Source organism: Lacticaseibacillus absianus (assembly GCF_013407595.1).
Taxonomy (GTDB): Bacteria; Bacillota; Bacilli; order Lactobacillales; family Lactobacillaceae; genus Lacticaseibacillus; species Lacticaseibacillus absianus.
The window spans coordinates 461113-482926 of the sequence record NZ_JABEKX010000002.1 but is presented as its reverse complement, the minus strand read 5'-3'; the positions used below and the strand labels follow the sequence as shown (position 1 = coordinate 482926).

General features: G+C 59.0%; 25 protein-coding genes. 4 read left to right on the top strand and 21 right to left on the bottom strand.

Annotated features, from left to right (window positions below):
* Positions 1 to 3 precede the first annotated feature (3 nt).
* Complete coding sequence (gene pheS, locus HII33_RS07655; RefSeq protein WP_179395217.1) at positions 4 to 1050, bottom strand: phenylalanine--tRNA ligase subunit alpha; 1047 nt, start codon at positions 1048 to 1050, stop codon at positions 4 to 6.
* 403 nt (positions 1051 to 1453) lie between these two features.
* Between pheS and HII33_RS07650 the strand changes: the two genes are divergently transcribed.
* Positions 1454 to 2140: a hypothetical protein gene (locus tag HII33_RS07650; protein ID WP_179395216.1), complete on the top strand. Its 687-nt coding sequence runs from the start codon at positions 1454 to 1456 to the stop codon at positions 2138 to 2140.
* 136 nt (positions 2141 to 2276) lie between these two features.
* Here the strand turns inward: HII33_RS07650 and HII33_RS07645 are convergent, their stop codons facing one another.
* The 3 genes from HII33_RS07645 to HII33_RS07635 all read right to left on the bottom strand — a co-directional run bounded on the left by HII33_RS07645 (position 2277) and on the right by HII33_RS07635 (position 4218).
* Positions 2277 to 2639 (bottom strand): winged helix-turn-helix transcriptional regulator, encoded by a 363-nt coding sequence (locus tag HII33_RS07645; RefSeq protein WP_179395215.1) that lies wholly within the window; start codon positions 2637 to 2639, stop codon positions 2277 to 2279.
* A gap of 219 nt (positions 2640 to 2858) precedes the next feature.
* Positions 2859 to 3353 carry an HD domain-containing protein gene (locus HII33_RS07640; RefSeq protein WP_179395214.1) on the bottom strand — a complete coding sequence of 165 codons (495 nt, stop codon included), beginning with the start codon at positions 3351 to 3353 and terminating at the stop codon, positions 2859 to 2861.
* Positions 3354 to 3459: 106 nt separating this feature from the next.
* Positions 3460 to 4218, bottom strand: coding sequence for a TrmH family RNA methyltransferase (locus HII33_RS07635; RefSeq protein WP_179395213.1), 759 nt, complete (start codon positions 4216 to 4218; stop codon positions 3460 to 3462).
* Positions 4219 to 4317: 99 nt separating this feature from the next.
* On the opposite strand from HII33_RS07635, the gene HII33_RS07630 reads away from it, so the two are divergent.
* On the top strand, positions 4318 to 4596 hold the full coding sequence (locus HII33_RS07630; RefSeq protein ID WP_179395212.1) for an acylphosphatase: 279 nt from the start codon (positions 4318 to 4320) through the stop codon (positions 4594 to 4596).
* A 93-nt stretch (positions 4597 to 4689) separates the two neighbouring features.
* Positions 4690 to 5649 (top strand): membrane protein insertase YidC, encoded by a 960-nt coding sequence (gene yidC, locus HII33_RS07625; protein WP_179395211.1) that lies wholly within the window; start codon positions 4690 to 4692, stop codon positions 5647 to 5649.
* 37 nt (positions 5650 to 5686) lie between these two features.
* Here yidC and HII33_RS13905 read toward each other — a convergent pair whose 3' ends face one another.
* The gene (locus tag HII33_RS13905; protein ID WP_281362249.1) at positions 5687 to 5821 is read right to left on the bottom strand and encodes a hypothetical protein; all 135 of its coding nucleotides are present in this window, start codon (positions 5819 to 5821) and stop codon (positions 5687 to 5689) included.
* Positions 5822 to 6103: 282 nt separating this feature from the next.
* On the opposite strand from HII33_RS13905, the gene HII33_RS07620 reads away from it, so the two are divergent.
* Complete coding sequence (locus HII33_RS07620) at positions 6104 to 7327, top strand: IS110 family RNA-guided transposase (RefSeq protein ID WP_179395086.1); 1224 nt, start codon at positions 6104 to 6106, stop codon at positions 7325 to 7327.
* A 431-nt stretch (positions 7328 to 7758) separates the two neighbouring features.
* On the opposite strand, the gene HII33_RS07615 is transcribed toward HII33_RS07620, so the two are convergent.
* The 16 genes from HII33_RS07615 to atpA all read right to left on the bottom strand — a co-directional run bounded on the left by HII33_RS07615 (position 7759) and on the right by atpA (position 21814).
* Positions 7759 to 8445 (bottom strand): methionine ABC transporter permease, encoded by a 687-nt coding sequence (locus tag HII33_RS07615; RefSeq protein ID WP_179395210.1) that lies wholly within the window; start codon positions 8443 to 8445, stop codon positions 7759 to 7761.
* Positions 8445 to 9500, bottom strand: a complete 1056-nt coding sequence (locus tag HII33_RS07610; protein WP_179395209.1) for a methionine ABC transporter ATP-binding protein — start codon at positions 9498 to 9500, stop codon at positions 8445 to 8447. The genes HII33_RS07615 and HII33_RS07610 overlap by 1 nt, the downstream gene beginning before the upstream one ends.
* 21 nt (positions 9501 to 9521) lie before the next feature.
* A complete protein-coding gene (locus tag HII33_RS07605) occupies positions 9522 to 10334 on the bottom strand; it encodes a MetQ/NlpA family ABC transporter substrate-binding protein (protein WP_179395208.1) in 813 nt (270 codons plus the stop codon).
* Positions 10335 to 10354: 20 nt separating this feature from the next.
* A complete protein-coding gene (locus HII33_RS07600; RefSeq protein WP_179395207.1) occupies positions 10355 to 11161 on the bottom strand; it encodes a MetQ/NlpA family ABC transporter substrate-binding protein in 807 nt (268 codons plus the stop codon).
* Between the two features lie 406 nt (positions 11162 to 11567).
* On the bottom strand, positions 11568 to 13130 hold the full coding sequence (locus HII33_RS07595) for a glycoside hydrolase family 3 N-terminal domain-containing protein (RefSeq protein ID WP_343036850.1): 1563 nt from the start codon (positions 13128 to 13130) through the stop codon (positions 11568 to 11570).
* 143 nt (positions 13131 to 13273) lie between these two features.
* Positions 13274 to 13564 carry a glycine cleavage system H family protein gene (locus HII33_RS07590; protein WP_179395206.1) on the bottom strand — a complete coding sequence of 97 codons (291 nt, stop codon included), beginning with the start codon at positions 13562 to 13564 and terminating at the stop codon, positions 13274 to 13276.
* A gap of 11 nt (positions 13565 to 13575) precedes the next feature.
* Positions 13576 to 14772 carry an FtsW/RodA/SpoVE family cell cycle protein gene (locus HII33_RS07585; RefSeq protein ID WP_246287345.1) on the bottom strand — a complete coding sequence of 399 codons (1197 nt, stop codon included), beginning with the start codon at positions 14770 to 14772 and terminating at the stop codon, positions 13576 to 13578.
* Positions 14773 to 14891: 119 nt separating this feature from the next.
* Entirely contained in the window at positions 14892 to 15113 is a 222-nt protein-coding gene (locus tag HII33_RS07580; protein WP_179395205.1) for a DUF2969 family protein, read from the bottom strand.
* A gap of 18 nt (positions 15114 to 15131) precedes the next feature.
* The gene (gene yidD / locus HII33_RS07575; protein ID WP_179395204.1) at positions 15132 to 15416 is read right to left on the bottom strand and encodes a membrane protein insertion efficiency factor YidD; all 285 of its coding nucleotides are present in this window, start codon (positions 15414 to 15416) and stop codon (positions 15132 to 15134) included.
* Between the two features lie 11 nt (positions 15417 to 15427).
* Positions 15428 to 15598 carry a DNA-directed RNA polymerase subunit beta gene (locus HII33_RS07570; protein ID WP_179395203.1) on the bottom strand — a complete coding sequence of 57 codons (171 nt, stop codon included), beginning with the start codon at positions 15596 to 15598 and terminating at the stop codon, positions 15428 to 15430.
* A gap of 44 nt (positions 15599 to 15642) precedes the next feature.
* Positions 15643 to 16632, bottom strand: coding sequence for a rod shape-determining protein (gene mreB / locus HII33_RS07565; protein ID WP_179395202.1), 990 nt, complete (start codon positions 16630 to 16632; stop codon positions 15643 to 15645).
* A gap of 69 nt (positions 16633 to 16701) precedes the next feature.
* Positions 16702 to 16935, bottom strand: a complete 234-nt coding sequence (locus HII33_RS07560) for a DUF1146 family protein (protein WP_179395201.1) — start codon at positions 16933 to 16935, stop codon at positions 16702 to 16704.
* A gap of 462 nt (positions 16936 to 17397) precedes the next feature.
* Complete coding sequence (locus tag HII33_RS07555; protein WP_179395762.1) at positions 17398 to 17808, bottom strand: F0F1 ATP synthase subunit epsilon; 411 nt, start codon at positions 17806 to 17808, stop codon at positions 17398 to 17400.
* A 35-nt stretch (positions 17809 to 17843) separates the two neighbouring features.
* Positions 17844 to 19298, bottom strand: a complete 1455-nt coding sequence (gene atpD, locus HII33_RS07550; protein ID WP_179395200.1) for a F0F1 ATP synthase subunit beta — start codon at positions 19296 to 19298, stop codon at positions 17844 to 17846.
* Positions 19299 to 19358: 60 nt separating this feature from the next.
* Positions 19359 to 20288, bottom strand: coding sequence for a F0F1 ATP synthase subunit gamma (locus HII33_RS07545; RefSeq protein WP_179395199.1), 930 nt, complete (start codon positions 20286 to 20288; stop codon positions 19359 to 19361).
* Positions 20289 to 20299: 11 nt separating this feature from the next.
* The gene (atpA, locus tag HII33_RS07540; protein WP_179395198.1) at positions 20300 to 21814 is read right to left on the bottom strand and encodes a F0F1 ATP synthase subunit alpha; all 1515 of its coding nucleotides are present in this window, start codon (positions 21812 to 21814) and stop codon (positions 20300 to 20302) included.

Genomic DNA, 21814 nt, shown 5'->3' with positions numbered 1-21814 from the left:
GAATTAACCCTCCTGTTGGAACTGGGACAAGAAGCGCACGTCGCCCTGGTAGAAGCTGCGAATGTCGTCGATCCCGTACTTGAGCATCGCAAAGCGATCCGGGCCGAGGCCAAAGGCGAACCCCCCGTACGCGTCGGCGTCGACCCCTGCGGCGTTCAACACGTTCGGGTGCACCATCCCCGCGCCGAGCACTTCGATCCAGCCGGAATACTTGCAGATCGGGCAGCCGGCGCCGTTGCACCGGAAGCAGGACACGTCGACTTCGACAGACGGCTCCGTGAACGGGAAGAAGCTCGGGCGCAACCGGATCTGGCGGTCTGCCCCGAACACGTGCTGAGCCAGCGCCAACAGCGTCCCCTTGAGGTCGGCCATCGTGATGTGCTTGTCGATCACAAGACCTTCGATCTGGTGGAACTGGTGACTGTGGGTCGCATCATCTGTGTCGCGCCGGTACACGCGCCCCGGGCTGATCATCTTCAGCGGCCCCTGGGTGAAGTCGTGGATCTCCATCGTGCGCGCCTGGACTGGACTGGTCTGCGAGCGCATCAGCAGCTGTGAATCGAGGTAAAACGTGTCCTGCATATCCCGCGCCGGGTGGTCCTTAGGGATGTTCAGCATCTCAAAGTTGTAGTGGTCTTCTTCGACTTCTGGCCCGTCGATCACCTGGTAACCCTGGCCGATGAAGTACGTCTCGACATCATCCATGATCTGCGCCAGGATGTGCGGCGTGCCAGCGATCACCTGATCCCCCGGCAGGGTCACGTCGATCGTCTCCTGCGCCAGCTTCTTTTGGATCACGGCTTGCTCCAGCGCCGCCTTGCGCGCCGCGATGGCGTCTTGCAAGTCCGACTTGATCTGGTTGGCGAACGCCCCGACCTTGGGCCGCTCGTCTGCGCTGAGATCCTTCATCCCGCGCAGGACCTCAGTGATCGGGCCCTTTTTGCCCAACAGGTTGACGCGGATCTGGTTCAGTTCGTCCAGATCACCCGTCCGGCCGATCTGCTTGTGGTTCTCTTCGAACAACTGCTCCAACTTGGTCTTAAGATCCATGTTGTTTCTCCTTTACATTGTCTGACCACGTAACCCCGAATGCGGGCGGGGACCCAAAAAAAGACGCCTCGCCCCAAAAAGGGACGAAGCGTCGCGGTACCACCCTTGTTCACGAACTAATCGTGCAACTCAACAGCATAACGGCAGGACCGGAGCTTCCTTATCAGAAGTCTACTCGGGAAGTGAAAACACGCGCTTGACCCTGAGGCACCTTCCAGTCCATGGATGCCACTCCCTAGCAGGGTCGCCCGCCTGAGCTTCCGTCATCGTATTTACGTGATCGGTTATTGCCCTTAGTCTAGCACACGGCGGCTGAAAATGCCACCATCGTCCGGGTCCACTGCCGCACCGGTCGCCGTCTGCTATACTGAAAGCACGATCGATTGCCAAAGGAGGCCATGATTTGCCCACTCGCCAAGAACGTCACCACCAACCTGCCCCGCCGAACCACCTGCGCCTCATCGTCGGTGCCGTGGCCCTCTCCGTCATCGCCGTGACCGTCGGCTTCGCCTTGGGCCAAAACACGACGCCAGAACCCACCCCAGTCAAGGTGTCCTCACGCGCGAAGCGCCCGGTGGCCGCACACCCTGACAAGCCATCCGCAGCGACCAACAGCCCCGCCTCATCGACGGCCGCGGCCAACGCCACCACAACGATCACCGACGGGGCACGCCTCGCCCAATACAACGGCGTCTATGGCAGTGACACACGCAGTTACGCCCTGGACCTAGCAGCGGGGACCTTCAACCGCCAAGACGGCGACGCCAACGACACTTACCGCGTCACGCAGATCCTGCAGCATGCTGACCACAGCCTGGTGGTCAACCTGCAGGGACTGCGCACGACCCAGCCCAGCACCCTCAGCCTGCTGATCGCCCCGGCCGGTACGAAGATCACGCGCAACTGGCAGGTGCAGGCGCCGCTTCAAGACCATAGCGACGCCAATATGACCCGCCTGGCGATCGCACGCTCCCATGATGGCGGCCGCACGTTCGACATGACGCCAGCCTACCAGGCCTTCGCCGATGAGATACTCGTCACGCCTAGCGACGCAGACCCGTTCTCGGTGCTGTTCACGCCGGAGGACTGACCCGACTTCCGCTCACTAGCAGTCTGAAGGCCGATCGCAGCGCTAGCGCTGACTGGTTGGCCCCACATGGACACCAAAAGGCGCTGGGCCCCAGCTTTGACTGGGGCCCAGCGCCTTGTCGTCTCGATGTGCGTGATCACTGCCCGCACTCACCGTCAGACAGCCAGCCGTCTCCCCATGTGTGCGCAGCGGCCATCACGGGTTCCAGCGCGGCGCCTTTCGGGGTCAGCGCGTATTCGATCAAGGCGGAATCAGGGTGCGTCAGCCGGTCGATCAGACCTTCCCCTTCCAGCTCCTTCAAGCGCTCGACCAACACGCGGTCGGAGCACTTGGCTACCGCCCCGGCGATGTCTTTGAACCGAGACGGTCCGTGGTTCAACAGCACCTCCAGGATCATGCCGTTCCACTTCTTGCCCAGGATCGAGAAGGTCTTCGTGAACTTCGGGCAAAGCGTCATTTTCGTACAATCGCTGGTCGCGGTCGCGATACTTTCAGCCATGTATTCTCACCTCATAATAATGTCACTTACATTTAGATAGCACCAGTATACCGCAATCTCCAGAAAAAACAAGCCCAGCCCGGCAATATTCCGGGGCAACGCCAAACCAGTGGCCGAGCCGCAATCAACGGCTCACGATCAACGCACGACGCTTCCAGACCAGTCCCCGCCATAAAACGCGCCCAACGCTTTGCGTTGGGCGCGTCTGATACGCTTCCGTCAGTTCAGACTGGTCTTGAACGGATGACGGGCCTTCTTCAGCCACGGGACGATCACTTCGTCGACCGCGGCATAGTCGTCGACGAGCGACACCACCAGGCTTTCGCGGTACCGCGGCACACCGAGGGTCGCCCCCCACATGTGCTTGATGATGATGTCTTTTTCCATCGGCGTCAGGTCAGTGAGCTTCTCCGCGTTTCGCAAGGCGATCCGCGGGTGGACGTAAGCGTGGGTGCCTAGGTCGAACTTCGTCGTCCGCCAATCATAGTAGAACAGATCGTGAAGCAGGCCCGCTCGAGCTAGCGCGCGGACATTCAGATGCCAGCGTTGCCCCAGGAGGTAACTCCGGTACGACACGCTGATGCAATGGTCCAGCCGATTCGAGTAGTGGTGCTGGGTGTAGTCCGCCAGCCGCTGGACGGCGGGTTGATCTAACAGGTCCTGGACGAGTGCCAGGTACTCGGTGTCGGTGGTCCAATCAAGCTTTTCACTCATTGAATATCCCCTTTGATGAATTGCCTCGTTCAACACCCCTTAATTATAGCAGGTCGCGGGCCTCAAAAACCGGGGATTAAGCGATTCTTAATCCACCTTGATCGGCTCAGGCGGTCAGGTGGAATAACACGACGGCTGCCGCGATCGCGACGTTGAGCGACTCCGCGCGTCCCTTGATCGGGATGTACAGGTTGGCGTCCGTGGCGCGCAAGAGTTCCGCCGACATCCCGTTGCCTTCGTTGCCCACGATCAGCGCAAACTGGTCACGCGGCGCCACGTCGCGGTACGGGACCGCGTTGGCGTTCAGCTCGGTCCCGTAGACCGGCAGGCCGGCTGCCTGCAACTGCGCAACAAGCGCAGGCAGCGGTGCCGTGACTAGGTTGACATGGAACTGGCTGCCCTGCATCGCGCGCAGGACCTTGGGGTTGAAGGCATCGGCGGTCCCGTTGCCGAACACGACAGTCTGGATCCCTGCGGCGTCCGCGGTCCGGACCAGCGTCCCCACGTTACCCGGGTCCTGGATCCCATCCAGCAACAGGAACTGACCGGCTAGTGCCTTGTCGAGCGTGCCTGCGACCAGCGGCATGACCGCAAAGATCCCTTGCGGTGTCGGCGTCTCGGCGAGGTGCTTGGCCACTTCCGGCGAGATCTCCGTTGTGAGCGCGTAAAACGGCTTGAGTGCCCGCTCGTTCAGGTACTTGCTCGTCGCGTAGATGCGCTTCGGGGTGACGCCTGCGCGCAACGCCTCTTCGACGAGGTGCCAACCTTCAAGCAGATAGGCTTGCCCCTGCTTCTGGTACTTCTTGGTCGCCAGCTTCTTCGCGTTTTTGATGTGTTCGTTCTTCGGTGATGCGATGTATTCCATGATGGCCTCCTTAAGGCGAAACGTTCTTCTTCTCTGCTCAGTCTATCATAGCGACCCGCAGAATATGCTAAAATAAAGGAAGAAATCGGAGGCGATCAGATGACAACAATCGCAAAACGGATCCGCGTGCAAGGCCGCGTGCAAGGGGTCGGCTTTCGCTGGATGACCCTGATGGTGGCCCAACAGTTGCATATCGTCGGCATGGCGCAGAACGAACCGGACGGCTCGGTCACCATCGAGGCGGTCGGGGCGCCAGACGCGATGGCGCAATTCACCGCAGCCGTGAAGGCCAGTCCCTCACCCAGTGGCAAGGTGACGCAGTACACCGAGCAGGTGCTCGACCCGATCCCAGCGTACAGTCGCTTCATGGTGCGCTGAGTGACACCCAGCGAATTCAGCCCTAAGGCGGGTTGAAAGGCGTCCGCCCTTCAAGTAGAATGGTGTGCAGTACGAGATGAAGGGATAGACACCATGACGAAAAACAAAAAATGGCTCGCGCTCGGCGGCTTAGGCAGCCTGAGCCTACTTCTGGCGGCCTGCCAGCGCACAGCCAGCACGACGACGATGAAAGCTCCGACCGGCTTTTTCGGCAGTTTTTATAACCTGATCGGCAAGCCCCTGCAGCACCTGATGGAGTGGCTCGCGCAGTTCTTCGGTACCGCCAACGGCTACGGCATCGCGATCATCATCATCACCCTCGCGGTGCGGTTGATCCTGTTGCCGCTGATGCTGCGTCAGCAGAAGAACATGACCGAGTCCCAAGAGAAGATCAAGATCTTGAAGCCGCAGATCGACCTGATCCAGGCCCAGATGAAAAAGAGCAACTCGCAGGAAGACCAGATGCGGTTGAACGCGATGATGCAAGACGTCTACAAGAAGAACGGCACGAGCATGATCCCGTCCATGGGTTGCTTGACCCTCCTGATCCAGCTGCCGATCTTCTCCGGTCTGTACCAGGCGGTCGCCTACTCCCCGGAGATCTCCTCCAGTAAGTTCTTCGGGATCGCCCTGGGTCAATCCAGCATGGTAATCACCATCATCGCGACGCTCCTGTATGTCGCCCAGAGCTACATCATGCTCCAGATGTACCCACCGGAACAGCGCAAGCAGATGCAGACCAGCGCGTTTCTCAGCCCGGTCATGACATTCGTCTTCTGTATGATGTATAACGCCGGGCTGGGCCTTTACTTCCTGGCCGGCGGGATCATCATCTTGATCCAGCAAGTGATCGTGACCTACATGATCACTCCAGCGATCCGGACGCGGATGGACGCCGAGCTGGCCGAGAACCCACCGGTGATCGTCGTCGACGAGAACACCTTCAAGGCGACCGCACCGGCCGCGGTCGATGGCGACAACGTGATCCCAGCCTCTAGCCGGCCAGAGCGCAACGCTCACGGCCGCAACGCTGGTAAGCAGCGCCACCACTAAGCCACGATAACGCCTCTTTGAGGCGTTTTTTGGTGTCTCATGTCTCCTTGATCAGCTTGACGGTGGCGACGCGAACACGCTGTGGATGCATGACCACCGCCCCGGCCGTAGCGCTACTGGTCGCGTGAGTGGTCAGGCCCAGCCTCGGCGCGACATTGCGCTGAGCGGTCACGCACAGACCCCCTAGACGCCAAACAATCTAAGATTAGTTCCGGTAAGAACTGGTGAATTCTCCAGTTTCTTACCGGAATTTTCTTTTTGCTCGCTACACTGAAGATGAAGCTAAAATCGAACATAACCCAAGGGACTTCGAGTCCGTAACACAAAAGGATCTCCGTCATCTTCGTCGCGCAAATCTGGTTTAAGATCGTGGGCCTTCGAGGTCGTGTTTAGGAAATGAGTTACGAGAAGAAGATGCGGGCTAGCTTCACCAATTTAGAAAGGGAGTAATATTTTGTCCGATGTATTCGCATTGGATGTTTCTAAAGGTCACAGCTACGGTGTTTGGTACCGCGGTGACCAGTGTTTAAAGGAGTTCGAGTGTGTACACAACAAGCTCGGCTTCACTCAGCTTGACCAAATGCTCAAGCAAGCGGATGACCCGATCGTGTACTTCGAAGCCACAGGGATCTATTCACAGCCACTAGTACGCTTCTGCCAAGACCATCAATTACGGTATGGCCGCTTGAACCCGCTGGAGCTACACTTGCATTCAGAGAGTTTACGGCGCGTGAAGACCGACCAAAAGGATGCCCACAGGATCGCGCTATCTGTGACGCATCACCAGTATCGATTGACCACTCCGTGGACACCTGAATATGAGCAGTTACGCCAATTGAACCGCTTCTACCAACAAGTGATGGATGAGGTCAAACTAACGCGGCTAAAGCTATATACAGCCCTCCAACAGACTTTCCCCGAAGTCGAGCAACTGTTTAGCTCTCGCGTATCGAAGCTGGCACTAAACGTGATCCTTTTATTTCCACACCCAGCCTTTGTGCGGGGGATCTCACGTACTTGCTTAAAGAACAAGCTGATGAGTGAGACCGATAAGAAACTGTCTCAAGCCAAAGGCTTGAAGTACGCAGAGAAGTTGAGCGCCTTGGCCAAGGATAGCTATCCCGCCGCCGATTCGGACAGTGTCCAAGTCCAAGAAGTGCAGTATTATTGTCGGCAGTTGATCGAGTTGGTCAAGCAAGAAGACAGCTTACGAAAACAAATGACGAGTGTCGCAGAGAGACTACCACAATTTCAGATCTATCAATCGATGCCTGGCATTGGGGCATTATCAGCCGCACAACTGGTCGGCGAGCTTGGAGATATATGTCGTTTTGATAATGCCAATCAAGTCAACGCATACGTTGGGATCGATCTGAATCGTTATCAATCTGGCAAGTACACACGACAAGACCATATCAATAAGCGGGGTAATCCTCACGCGCGTGCCTTGCTTTATCTGATCGTCAGAAACATGATCCGGCAAAAGGCCGCCGCGCCCAATCATATTGTCGATTATTACTACGAACTAAAAAACAACCCTATCCCGAAACGGGATAAGGTTGCCGTCGTGGCTTGTATGAACAAGACACTGAAATGCCTATATGCCATGGTAATGGCAGGCACTAAGTATCGTTACCGATACACGGACTCGAAGTCCACTATTAGCGCGGAGTCATAAGCTCCTACACCTGTATAGTAGTTCAATCCAGGTCGTTTTTAAAGGGGAAGTGAGGAGGTTTATTTAGCTTACCCAAAAAGTGACGACCGTTTGCGGCCCACCCCACTAGTACCAAACCCTCAGCCTAAATACCTAAATCCAAGACCTAAGTTCAATACCTAAGTTCAAGACCTAAAACCTAGTTCAAAACCCTTGACTAATCGTAGGAAACGGGTTGTGACATAACCCCTGGTGGCACGACTATTCCAGAACGTTACGTGCCATAACGCAACGCCCTTTCTAACGCATGTCTGCCTGTAACTCACTCCGTTCGAACGGGCAGCGCAAGCCGTATAAGCGAGACCCCCTGCAAAACCTAAGTTCGGGTTTTGCAGGGGGTCTCGCTTATACTCTGGGCTAAAACCGCGTTATGGCACAGCCCCTTTTGGTGTCTAGTGGTGCAGCTTGCGGGCGATGATATCGCCGATGAATTGAACGATGAAGACGATCACCAAGATGAAGATCAAAGCGACCCACACGACGTCGTTTTGGTAACGCTGGTAGCCCAAGGCGATCGCCAGGTTCCCCAGGCCACCGGCCCCGACTGCCCCGGCCATCGCGGTCAGGCCGACCACGGAGATGATCGTCAAGACGCCGACGCGGACCAGTTCGGACAGTCCCTCACGCAGGTAGACGCGCATGACGATCGCCAGCGGGGATAACCCCATCGCCTCGGCGGCTTCGATCACACCGGGGTCAACCGTCAGCAAGGCGTTTTGGACCTGCCGGGCAAAAAACGGGGCAGTGCCGACGATCAGCGGCACCAGGGCCGCTGTCGGGCCGATGCCGGTGCCGACGATCAGACGGGTCAGCGGATTCATCACCGCTAGCAGGATAATGAACGGGATCGCCCGCAGCACATTGACGACCTTGTCGAGGATGAAGTAGAACGGCCGGTTGGCCAAGAGGCCCCCTTCGTCGGTCAACACGAGCAAGATTCCGAGCAAGATCCCCAAGATCCCGGCGACCACGACGGTCCCGAGGGTCATGTACAGGGTCTGCCAGATGGCCTGTGTGACCCCGTTGTCCCCACTCCAGATCGGAACGACGTTCGGGAAGAATTTTTCTAACAGAGACATTACGCTTCCTCCTTTACATCGAGGCGCTGAACGGTGACGTCATGATCCGCCAAGTACTTGAAGGTCTGCGCGAGGTCTTCCGCACGGCCGCTGAGCACGACGATCAGGTTGCCGAACGGCGTGTCTTGCAGGATCTGGATGTCCCCAAACAGGATGTTGGCGGTCACGTTGTAATCCTTATACAGCGTCGCCACCAGCGGCTGATCAGTCGATGCGCCGACGTAGGTCAGGCGGACCAAGGCGTCTGGCGCCTGTAGTTGCTGGACCGCCGGCTGCTGGCGAACCGAATCGAGCGCCGCCTCCAGTTGGATGGTCGTGTCGATGAAGTCCTTGGTCAGCGGCTGCACCGGCTTGGCAAAAATGTCGAGCAGCGAGCCCCGTTCGATGACACGCCCTTCATCCATCACCGCGACCTTGTTGCAGATCTGCTTGACGGCTTCCATCTCGTGGGTGATCAAGACGATCGTCAACCCCAAACGCTGGTTGAGCGACTTCAGCAGGTCCAAGATCGCGCTGGTCGTCTTCGGGTCCAGCGCACTGGTCGCTTCGTCCGAGATCAAGATCTCTGGGTCCGACGCTAATGCGCGAGCGATCCCGACGCGCTGCTTCTGGCCCCCCGACAGTTCGGCCGGATAGGCGCCGGCGCGGTCCGCCAGCCCGACCAGCTCGAGCAGCTCCGCGACCTTCGCCTGGATCTCCGCCTTAGACTTGTGGCCCTTCAGCGGAAACGCCACGTTCTCCGCGATCGTGCGCGAGTTCATCAAGTTGAAGTGCTGGAAGATCATCCCGATGCGCTGACGCTTAGCGCGCAACTGACGGGCGTCCAAGGCGAGCATATCCTCGCCGAGCACGGTGACCGTCCCACTAGTCGGCCGCTGGAGCAGGTTGATCACCCGCACCAGCGTCGACTTCCCCGCGCCGGAGTAACCGACGATCCCATAGATGTCGCCGCGCTCGACGGTCAGGTCGACATGGTCGACCGCGTGCACCGCGCGTGTTTTTTCTTTGAATTGAACGTCGATCTGGTCAAGCGTAATGATCGCATCGTTTGCCATGATTGTCCTCGTTTCTATTGGTTAGTACTTCGTATCCCAAGCCGGCACGGTCGACCCCTTGTAGTACTTCTTCAGCAGGGCGGCAGTCCGGTCGGTCTGGTAAGCCTTGACGATCTTCTGGTAGGTCTTGTTGGACTTGTCCTTGGCCGCCTTCGCCACGATGATGTTGATCCACGGGTGAGAAGCCTTGGAGAGCTTCTCGACGGCGATCGCATCCTTCGGGTCAAGCTTCGCAGCAGCCGCGATATCGTTGTTGACCACGGCCGCAGCGACGTCCTTCAAGCTGCGCGCAGTCTGGGCTGCGTCCAGTTCGGTGAACTTCAAGTTAAGCTTGTTCTCGGTGATATCCCGGACGGTCGGCGTCGCAACGTCTTTGACTTTGATCAGCCCCTGCTGCTCGAGCAGCTCCAGCGCGCGGCCTTCGTTGGTCGCGTCGTTCGGGACCGAGACCTCGTCGCCCTGCTTCAGGTCCTGAAGCGACTTGAGGCGATCGGAGTAGGCGCGGATCGGGCCGATGTAGGTATTCCCGATCGCGGTCAACTTCGCATCGTGCTTCTTGTTCCAGTTGTCCAAGAAGTCGTGGTGCTGGAAGGAATTCAGGTCCACATCCCCATCGAGCAGCGCCTGGTTCGGCGTGTTGTAGTCCGTGAACTCCACCAGCTTGATGTTGACGTCTTGTTTCTTCAGGCGCTTTTGGATGTCCTGCCAGATCTCCTTGTCGTTGCTCATGATCCCGACTTTGACGGTCTGGTCATCGGACTGGCCACATGCCGCCAAGCCTACTAATGGTAATACTAAAACGAGTGAAACAGCAACTTTTTTCCACAATTTCATGATGATTGCCCCCTATTGGTTTACTTCCACGCCGGTTCCGCCGAACCTTTGTAGTACTTCTTCAGCAACTTCGCCGTCCGCTCAGTCTGATAAGCTTGGACGATCTTCTGGTACGTCTTGTTGGCCTTGTCCTTGGCCGAGCGCGCCGCGATGAAATTCACGTATGGTTCGGCGGTCTTGTTGAGCTTCTCAACGGCGATCGCCGCCGCTGGGTCGAGCTTTGCGGCCGCGGCGATGTCGTTGTTGACGATCGCGACGGCCACGTCATTCAGGCTGCGCGCCGTCTGCGCGGGGTCCAGCTCGCTGAACTTCAGGCCCAGCTTGTTCTCGGTGATGTCGCGGATCGTCGGGGTGGCCACCGCCTTGACCTTGATCAACCCGGCGTCGGCCAGCACGCCGAGCGCCCGCGGTTCGTTCGCCGCATCGTTCGGCAGGGCCACCGTGTCACCGCGCTTCAAGCCCTGAAGCGACTTGAGCGTGTTCGAGTAAGCACGGATCGGTGCGATGTACGTCTCTCCGATGTCAGCGATCGCCGTGTGGTGCTTCTTGTTCCAGGTGTCCAGGAACACGTGGTGCTGAAAAGAATTCAGGTCCACGTCACCGTCTTGCAGCGCCTGGTTCGGGGTGTTGTAATCCGTGAATTCCACCAGTTTGATGGTCACGTCTTCCTGCTTCAGGCGCGTCTGAATGTCTTCCCAGATTTCCTTATCGTTACTCATGATGCCGACGGTCACCGTCTGCGCCGACTTGGCCTGACCGCAAGCGGTGAGGCCGATCACTGGCAGCACTAGGGCAGCGGTGACGAGCAATTTTGGCCAAATTTTCATCCTGTTTCCCCCCTCAAGTCTAACCAAACAAAAAGCCCGCTCCTAAACAACGTTAGAAGCGGACTGGCCGCGGTACCATTCTAATTCGGTGAGGACCCGGGTCCTCACCCTCACTAACGGGTCGTATTCAACCCGCGTGCAAGATAATGGATGCCAGCCATTGCAGCCTTACAAGCAAGCTTGTTCGGTGCACCGATCCGTGAGCCATCTTCATGCCTGTTCACTACCCCGTTCTCATCACCCGGGTTTTCTGCACAGTCCTGCAGGCATTACTCTCTCACATCGTTCGTTTGGTTACTGAATTGTCTTCGAGTTTACCGACTTCCGCTGGGCTTGTCAACCCCGAAAGTGAGAAAAACGTGAGACTCGACTCGCCGCAGCCCCCCCGCGCCGCCGCCACCGCAGTTCAGACCCGCCGCCGCCATGCAATCAAGGCCCCCAGCACACCGAGCAACCCGACGCCAAGCGCGAGCAACCCCAGTCGCTCACCATTGCGCGCCCCTTGACCTGGCGTGCGACTGCTGGCCGCTGCTTCGACCTTGCGGCCCGACTGCAACGCCTTAGCCGTCGTCGCCGGGATCGTCAGCGCCGCCTCATCCATCGTTCGGGCGTCAGGCGCCATCTGCCAATGGACCCCAAAGATGGCCACTTGGGGCGCAGTCGTCCGCTTGAGGGTCACGGTGAACTCACCCTGCGCGTGTGTTTTCACTGCCGGTAGTGCCCGACCGGCCACGCTGATCGTCACCGGCAAACCAGGCTTAGCGATATGCTGCGGAACGTGGCCGGTCACTGTCAGCGTCGTCGCCGTCTGGTTCGCGACGCGTACCGTGAGCCGCTCGCGCTTGACCTTGGCCGGATCCAGCAGGTTCAACTGGCGCTTGAGCTTCATCAGGCGCAGGTCCGCATCCGTGATGGCCGCGCGCGACAGCTGGCCAGACTCGACGGCGTGTTTGATCTGGGGGATCCCCACGGCGTAATCGTCGGCCATGATCGCGTCGTTCCCCGCCTGCACCGCCAGTAGGTCGGGGCTGGCGAGCCCCTGAGCTTGTTGGTAGGTCGTGATCGCCCCCATCGCCAGGTCATCGGTAATGATCACCCCGTCATAGCCAAGCTGGTGGCGCAGCAGATCTGTGATCACCGCATGTGACAGTGAGGCGGGGTGCTTGGCGTCAAGGGCCTGCATCACGATGTGCGTGACCATGATCGCATCCACCTTAGCCGCGACCCCCGCCGCGAACGGTAGCAGATCGGTGGTCTTGAGCGTGGCCAGCGGTTTCGTGACCGTGGCGAACTGCGTGTGCGTGTCCGCCGCTGAACCGTAGCCGGGAAAATGCTTCAGCGTTGCCGCGACCCCGGTCCCTTGGATCGCCGGGACCACTTGCTTGATGTAGGCCGCCGTCGCCTGGTAGGACTGGCCCAGCGTGCGTGAGTAGATGAAACTGTTGCGGTCGCTGGTCACGTCGGCGATCGGCGCAAAGTTCCAGTTGACGCCGAGCTGTTTCAGGGCCGTCGCTTGGGTCTTGGCCGCTGCCAACACCGCAGCCATCCCGCCGGTGGCAAAGGCCGCCTGTGGGGACAAAAACCGCTGCTTGGCAAAAGTCAGGCTACTGCTCAACCGCGACACCGTACCCCCCTCTTGGTCCGTCGCGATCAGAAGCGGGACCGTGGCCGCCGCTTGAAAGCCGGCGACCTTGGCCCGCGTCTGGGCAGCCGTCTGACCCGTCAAGTCGCTGCCAAACAGGATCAACCCACCGAGGTGATACTGCGCGACCGCTTGCCGGGCCGTCGCCGGATCTGCCGGTGTCCGGCTGATGAACAGCTGCCCGATCTGCTCATCCAGTGACCACGAGCCGATCATCATGCGCAGGTCTACGTCACTGATCGACTGGTCCGTCGCCCCTTGCACCGCTCGCCCCGGGGCCAACCACACCGCGGCTAGGATGAGCAAAAAGGCCCAAATTTTTTTCACTTTCATCACTCCATCGCCCGTTTCGACCATCATACCCAACCCCGTCACAAAGTGCAATCTTGCGCCCGGTGTGCGGTGACGACCCGGGCACAATCCACGCGGCCATCAAAAAAGCGCTGCGACGTTGGTCACAGCGCTTGCTATCATGCCTCAAGTTCGATGATCCAATTCTTGCTGCGCTCCGGTGAGTCGAGCACCGTTGGATCGTCGGCTGCCGCGGCGTTGACCGCGACCACGCGCCCGGACAGCGGGGCGTCGAGATCAAGGACCGTTTTTTCGGCCTCGACCGCCAAGAACGGCTTGCCCACGGTCAGCTGATCCCCGACCGCGGGTAACTCCGCGAACTTGATCGCACCGAATGACTCCTGTGCGCCTTCAGTCAAGCCAAGGCGCACCCGCGACGCGCGTGTCTCTTGCCAGAAATATTGTGCCATGCGACTTCCTCCTATTCAAACCCCTCGCCTTCACGCGAGAACATGTAACTCTGATGGTGATACCGCATCGATAAGACCATCCCGACCGACAGCATATTCGCCAGCAGGAACGACCCCCCCTGCGAGACGAACGGTAGCGGGATCCCGGTCAATGGGAGCAAGCCGATGTTCATCCCGATGTTTTCGAAGACGTGAAACAGGATCATCATGATCACGCCGGTCGCGATGTAGGCATAAAACTCATTCTTGGTGTCAAAGCAGACCCGGATCATCTGATAGATCAGCAGGAAATACAGCAAGATCAGCGCCGCACAGCCAATGAACCCGAACGCTTCCCCGATGGCCGAAAACGCCATGTCCGACTCGCGGACCGGGACCGTGACCTTGAGGTTGTTGAAGCCGCGACCGCTCATCATCCCCGATCCGATCGCCTTCATCGACTGCCAGAGCTGATAGGAGCTGCCGCTGGTCGAGCTGCTCGGATCCAGCCATGCGTCGATGCGCTTGAACTGGTAGTTCTGGAACCCGACACGCTTGAGGATCGCGCGCCCCCAGTCCTCGATGACCAGGAGGATCGTCCCGGTCGCGATCGCACCGGTCGCCAGCCCGATCGGCAGAATGATCCGCCACGTGATCCCGGAGACCAGCACGACCCCGGCGAAGATCGCCGCAAACACCAGCGAGGTCCCGAAATCTTTTTGCAGGATCATCAGGATCAGCACCGGGACTGTGCACAAGAGCATCGACCCGATCAGCCGCCAATCGTTGCCCCAGCTGTGCTTGTAGGTCACATTATGGTTTGTGACGACCCGCGCCAGCATCAGGATATACGCCGGTTTCATCACCTCGGACGGCTGGAACGTGATCGACTTGAACTTGAACCAGCTGCGGGCACCGGTGTCGATCGCCGTCTGCTTGTCGTAGAGGAACAAGACCGCGATCAACAGGAAGATCCCCAGCCCGTACAGCAGTGGGGCAACACGCCATAGCTGCTCGGCGTCGAACTGCATCACGAAGATGATTCCGGCACCGCCGACGACGTACCACACGAGCTGCATGATCATCGCACGCATCGGGCTGCCCGATGCATCGGCGGTGACGGCCATGTAGATCGCGGCCATCCCGAACAGCGCCAGCAGCATCACCGACAGGATAATCCCGTAATCGATGCGGTCGCCTTTCTTCTCGTTGGTGACTTCTCGTGCCAAATCTGTTCACCCCTTCCCGTCGCAAGCGACGGCCTGTCTCGTTGGCCTGGGCCAACACCCCTCCATTACACCAAAAACCGCGCCGATTTACAATCCGGCGCGGCAAATCCAGCACTTTCTTAACTGTGGTGCAGGTGATACTCCGCGATCAGGAAGTTGACCGCATCGTCCATGGTCTTGAACCGGTTCGGCTTGGTCTGCCCGGCTTGGTAGGCCAAGAAGCGCTTCTCCTCGGTCTCGACGTAGCCGATCTCGTTCTTGTTGACCGTCAACACAGAGACGGTGTGCCCGTTGCGGGTCACGTCCTCCTGCTGGACCATGATCTTTTGTTCTTTTGCCATATTAACTCCTTTGATTACCTACCGGTGGTAGTTGCCCTGCTCGGCCTCCGCCATGTTCTTCTGCGGATCGGGATTGCGCCGCACGGTGAAAAAGTCCGGCACCGGATCGAGTCCACCCGGCACCAGCGGGTTACACCGCAGGATGCGCGCCAGCCCCATCACCGTACCCTTGAGCGCCCCGTGCTTGCGCAACGCCTGGATCATGTATGTCGAGCACGTCGGATAATACCGACAGCTCGGCGGGATCAGGGGCGAGATGAAGCGCTGGTAGACGCGCACGACCCCTTCTAAGACTCGCCGCAACGGCCGTCACCTCAGTTCAAAAAATCGAAGATATGCGTCCAAGTGCTGGGCACGAACACCCGCCACGGGTTTCCGCCGCCGATCGCGTAGCCGATCATACTGCCGATGATCAAGGCACCGACAACGAGCAGCGCCCCGATCACCAGGTGCTTCACGACGCGTTTCGCATACGCTGTGCTCACTTTGTGGCCTCCGTTTCACAGGCGTCGACCCGACGCCGCGTGGTCTAGTACTGCTTGTGGTGCGCGATGTTGTCCAGCAGCACACCCGTCCCCAACGCAACGGCGTCCAGCGGATCATCGGCCAGCAGGACCGGGACCTTGAGTTCAGCGGCGAACAAGTGGCTGATGCCCTTGAGCAACGCCCCCCCACCGGTCAGCATCACGCCGCGGTCGATGATGTCCGCAGACAGCTCCGGTGGCGTCTTTTCCAGCACGTCCTTGGCCGCCGCGACGATCTGCATCATCGTCTCGTGCAGCGCTTCTTGGACTTCCGTTGAGGTCACCTCGACCTCACGCGGCAGACCGGTCGCGATGTCGCGCCCACGCACTTCCATCGTCTCTGCCGGGTCGGCTTCGTAGACCGCCCCGACCTGGATCTTCAGCTGTTCTGCCGTGTGTTCCCCGATCAGGAGCTTGTGCTTGTTCTTGACGTAAGCGGCGATCGCCGCGTCCATCTTATCCCCTGCCAGCCGCAGTGACCGGCTCGTGACGATCTCACCCATGGAGAGCACGGCGACATCAGAGGTCCCCCCACCGATGTCGATCACCATGTTGCCTTGTGGCTGGAAAATGTCCAGCCCGGCCCCAACGGCGGCGACTTTGGGTTCGAATTCGAGGTAGACTCGCTTGCCGCCGGACTTCTCGGCGGCCTGAATGATCGCCTTTTGCTCGATGGACGTGATGTTCGTCGGCGCACAGATCAGAATGTTCGGCTTGGACATGAAGCCCTTGACGTTCAGCTTGTTGATGAAGTACTCAAGCATCGCCTCGGTGATGTCAAAGTCCGCGATCACCCCATCCTTGAGCGGGCGGATAGACTTGATGTTGCCGGGCGTCCGGCCGACCATCTTATAGGCTTCTGTCCCCACCGCCAAGACCTTGCCGGTGTGCGTATCGATCGCAACGACAGACGGCTCGTTCAGGACGATCCCCTTGCCTTTCACGTTGATCAGGACGTTGGCCGTCCCTAAATCGATCCCAATGTCTTTTGCCATTGTTTATTTTCTCTCCTCAAAATGATTACTAACGTCACATTATACCATAGAACCGCCTACCTGCGAAGGTCACAGCAGATAACGCAGGTTCCCCGAGGCGGTCAGGAAGGACAGGAAGAACTCGCTGACGGTATACCCCAGCGCGATCGCGATGAACAGCATCAACAGGCGGCTGGCGCCCACGTGATTCGGGCGGAGCAGCTTATCGAAGCGCAGCGCGGACAGGAGCCGGAAGCTCACTAGGATAAAGAGCACATGGGAGATGATCGTCAAGACGGCGGATAAGCCGATATCGGTATACATAAGTGCCTCCTTCAACTAGGCATCGTCTCAGCGACCCCAGTATCCTCAATGTTACCCCACCCCCATCGGTTTGTGGGCATCCTTGGCAAAAAATTCAGAAATGGCGCCGATGGTCACCGGTGGCGCGCCCAGATCAGCCTGATCGCGTTGCCGTGTGCCCGACACCCAGGCGGTCGCGCAAGCCAACTCAGCGCCGGCACACCGGCCACCGCCCGCGCCCAGCGGCCCGATCACCCCCACGCGCATAGACCTGCGCAACGACTCAGCGCCGGGCTCGACGCCCCCAGATCAGGCCACCCCATCAGGCGACGCGCAGGCTGACGTCTGTCTGCCCGTCCACTCACGGCGTTCGAGCAAGCAAAGCCCGCCGTTAAGCGCACCCTGGTGCACCAGGCAAAAAGAAAATTCCGGTAAGAAACTGGAAAGATGACCAGTTCTTACCGGAACTATTCTTAGATTGGGTCACTTGCCCGTCTTGACGTGGATCCGGTTGATCGCGCGCTGCAGGGCGACCTGCGCACGCTGGAGATCATCGGTATCCGAGTGGGCCTTGGCTTCTTCGATCCGGCGTTGCGCCCGCTGACGTGCGGCTTCGGCCCGGTTCAGGTCGATGTCGCGTGCCCGCTCGGCGGAATCCGCCACGATCGACGCCACGTTGTTGGCGACTTCCATGAAGCCCCCGTTGACCGCGATCACGTCTTCGTGCCCGGGGTTATCGACACGGCGAACCCGCACCTCCCCGATCATCAGAGGCGCGACGACGGGTTCGTGGTTCGCCATGATCCCCATTTCCCCGGTCGTGGTCTTGACCACGACGAGGTTCGCATGGTGATCATAGACCAGGCCGTTCGGCGTCACGATGTTGACGGTCATCACTTTTGGTTGTTCAGCCAAGAAGAATCCCCTCCTTAGTTCGCAGCCGCTTGCAAGGTATCGTCACTAGACGCGGAACCGGCTGGGTCGTAGCCCAGCGTCTTCGCCTTTTCGACCACATCTTCGATGCGCCCGACCAGACGGAAGGCTTCTTCTGGGTAATCGTCCATCTCGCCATCGAGGATCATCTTGAAGCCCTTGACGGTTTCTTCAACGGGGACATACGTCCCTGGCAAACCGGTGAATCGCTCCGCCACGTTGAAGGACTGGGACAGGAAGAACTGGATGCGACGGGCACGGGCAACCGTGACCTTCTCGTCGTCAGACAGTTCATCCATCCCCAGAATGGAGATGATGTCTTGCAGTTCCTTGTAACGCTGAAGGACCTGCTGAACGCGGGTCGCGACCTTGTAGTGCTCGTCGCCGACGATGTCCGGGGTCAGCGCACTGGAAGAGGATTCCAGTGGGTCAACGGCCGGGTAGATCCCTTGCTCTGTCAAGCGACGTTCAAGGTTCGTCGTGGCATCCAAGTGCGCGAATGTCGTTGCCGGCGCTGGGTCCGTGTAGTCATCGGCAGGCACATAGATCGCCTGGATAGACGTGACAGAGCCCTTCTTCGTCGACGTGATCCGCTCCTGCAACTGGCCCATTTCGGTAGCCAGCGTTGGCTGGTAACCCACGGCGGATGGGATCCGGCCAAGCAGCGCGGACACTTCAGACCCCGCCTGAGTGAAGCGGAAAATATTGTCGATGAACAGCAGCACGTCTTGGCCCTGGACGTCACGGAAGTACTCCGCGATGGTCAACCCAGTCAGGGCGACGCGCATCCGGGCACCAGGCGGCTCGTTCATCTGACCAAAGACCATAGCCGTGTTCTCCAGAACGCCGCTTTCCTTCATTTCGAAGTACAGGTCGTTCCCTTCACGCGTGCGTTCGCCGACGCCGGTGAAGACGGAGATCCCGCCGTGTTCTTCCGCGATATTGTGGATCAGCTCTTGGATCAGAACGGTCTTGCCGACCCCGGCACCACCGAACAGCCCAACTTTCCCCCCACGCAGGTAAGGTTCAAGCAGGTCGATGACCTTGATCCCGGTTTCGAGGATCTCTGAGCTGGTACTCAGGTCTTCGAAGGCTGGGGCATCTTTGTGGATGCCGTCGCGTTCATGATCGGGGCCGAATTCTGGGCCGCCGTCGATCGTCTCACCCAACACGTTGAAAACGCGGCCTAAGGTATCCTTGCCGACCGGCACGGAGATGGAACCGCCGGTATCGGTGACGGCCATGCCGCGCACCAACCCATCGGTCCCATCCATCGCGATGGCCCGCATCACGCCATCCCCGAGCTCCAAGGCGACTTCCAGCACGAGCTGTTTGCCGTCTTCTTTGGCTACGGTCAAGGCGTTGTTGATCTCAGGTAAGTTTTCGTTAATTGGGAATTCGACGTCGACAACAGGGCCGATCACTTGCACGATTTTACCTAAATTACTCAATGAAATCGTCCTCCCTGTTGATGCGCTCGCAACTGCGAGCGTCTATTGCGCACTAAGCGCTTATTCGAGCGCGGTCGCCCCACCGACGATCTCGGTGATCTCGGTGGTGATCTGTGCCTGACGGGCCCGGTTATAGGTCACGGACAGGCGGGAGATCAAATCGTTGGCGTTATCCGTCGCGCTCTTCATCGCAGTAGTCGAAGCGGCGTGTTCCGCCGTCTTGGCGTCCATGATGGCGCCGAAGATCAGGCTCTCCGCGTATTGCGGCAGGATCGCCTCGAGCACTGCGTCTGGATCTGGCTCGGTCAGGTATTCGATGTTGGTGTCTGCCACCTCAGAGACATCAAGGTCTGTGATCGGCAGCATCTTCTCGGCCCGAAAGGCTGAGGTCAGCGAGTTGACATGGTGGTTATAGCACACGTACAGCTCGTCGAACACGCCGTTGTCGAACATCGTCACCGCGGTGCGCACGATCTCCCGCACTTCGTCGAAGGTCGGGATGTCGGAGACCCCGCGGTACTCGTAAGCCAGGTTCATGCCACGGCTCTTGAAAAAGTCTGCGCCGGTACCGCCGACCGCCATGATCACATAGTCATCCTTGTGCTTATGGTCGTCGACGAACATCTGCATCATGGCCTTCAAGATGGTCGAGTTGTAGGCCCCGACCAAGCCGCGGTCACTGGTGATCACCAGGTAGCCGGTCTTCTTGATCGGACGCTCCTGCAAGAGGTTCGCGATCTGCAGGCGTTCCGCGGACACTTCTGCCCCTTCCAGGGCCTCGGTCTGCTGACGCTCGATCTCGAGCAACTGCGCGGCCGCCAAGTGGGTCACGATCTCACGCACCTTGCTGGCGTACACCTGGTACGCTCCGGCGCGCTTCTCGATCTGACTGAGCTTGGCCCCCGAGACCATCTGCATGGCCTGGGTGATCTGCCCCGTCTTCTTGGTGGACGCGATCTGGCGCTTGATGTCCATTAATGATTCAGCCATGCGGCACCTCCTTATTTGTCGGTGCTGCTGGAGAACCCATCGGCGAAGCCCTTGACGAGCGCATCGAGCTTGTCCGTATCAGGCAGCTTGCCTGTGGTCTTGATGGTCTCGAGCAGGTCTGCCCCGTTGGAGTCAGCGTAGTCGAACAGTTCGTCTTGGAACCGCGCGATGTCGTCGATCCCGACGGCGTCAAGGAACCCGTGGGTCAGGGCGTAGAGGATCAGGACCTGCTTATCAACGGGTAGTGGCTTGTGAACGGGTTGCTTCAGCACTTCAACGGTGCGCCGCCCACGGTTCAACTTAGCCTGCGTTGCCGCATCCAGGTCGGAGCCGAATTGGGTGAAGGCTTCCAGCTCACGGAAGGAGGCCAAGTCGAGACGCAGGGTCCCGGCGACCTTCTTCATCGCCTTGATCTGGGCATCGCCCCCGACACGAGAGACTGACAGCCCAGCATCGATCGCCGGCCGCGTCCCAGAGTAGAACAGGTCGCTTTGCAGGAAGATCTGGCCGTCCGTGATGGAGATCACGTTGGTCGGGATATAGGCGGAGATGTCCCCGGCCTGCGTCTCGATCACCGGCAGCGCCGTCATGGAACCGCCGCCGAGCTCATCGGAGAGCTTGGCCGCGCGTTCTAGCAGACGGGAGTGCGTGTAGAATACGTCCCCTGGGTAGGCTTCACGGCCTGGTGCACGCCGCAGCAGCAGGGAGAGTTCACGGTAGGCGGTCGCTTGCTTGGTCAAGTCATCATAGATGATCAAGACGTGCTTGCCGTTGTACATGAACTCTTCACCCATGGCCGCCCCCGCGTATGGCGCGATGTAAAGCATCGGCGCTGGCTCGGACGGGCCGGCCGTCAGCACGATGGTGTAATCCATCGCGCCGAACTTACGCAAGGTTTCGACCTGGGTGCGTACGGTCGAGTCTTTTTGCCCGATCGCCACGTAGATACAGATCATGTTCTGGTCTTTTTGGTTAATGATCGTGTCGATCGCGATCGAGGTCTTCCCGGTCTTGCGGTCGCCGATGATCAGCTCACGCTGGCCACGGCCGATCGGGACCAGCGAGTCGATCGCCTTGAGCCCGGTCTGCAGCGGTTCCGTAACGGATTTACGCTGCATGACACCTGGGGCCTTCACTTCGATCGGCCGGGTCTTGGTCGTGTTGATCGGCCCCTTGCCGTCGACAGGCTGACCCAGCGCGTTCACGACGCGCCCGATCAGCGCGTCACCGACCGGCACGTCCATGATGCGGCCGGTCCGCTTGACTTGGTCGCCTTCGCGAATGTCGTCAAAATCCCCGAGGATGATGATACCGACATCATCGCTTTCAAGGTTTTGGGCCATCCCGTATGAGCCGTTGGCAAATTCAAGTAATTCGCTGGCCATCGCGTTCTTGAGGCCGGTCGCACGGGCGATCCCGTCCCCGACATAGGTCACGGTGCCGACTTCTTCGACGTTCAAGTCATCTTGATAGTTTTCAAGTTGTTTTTTGATCAGAGAACTGATTTCCTCAGTCTTGATGCTCAT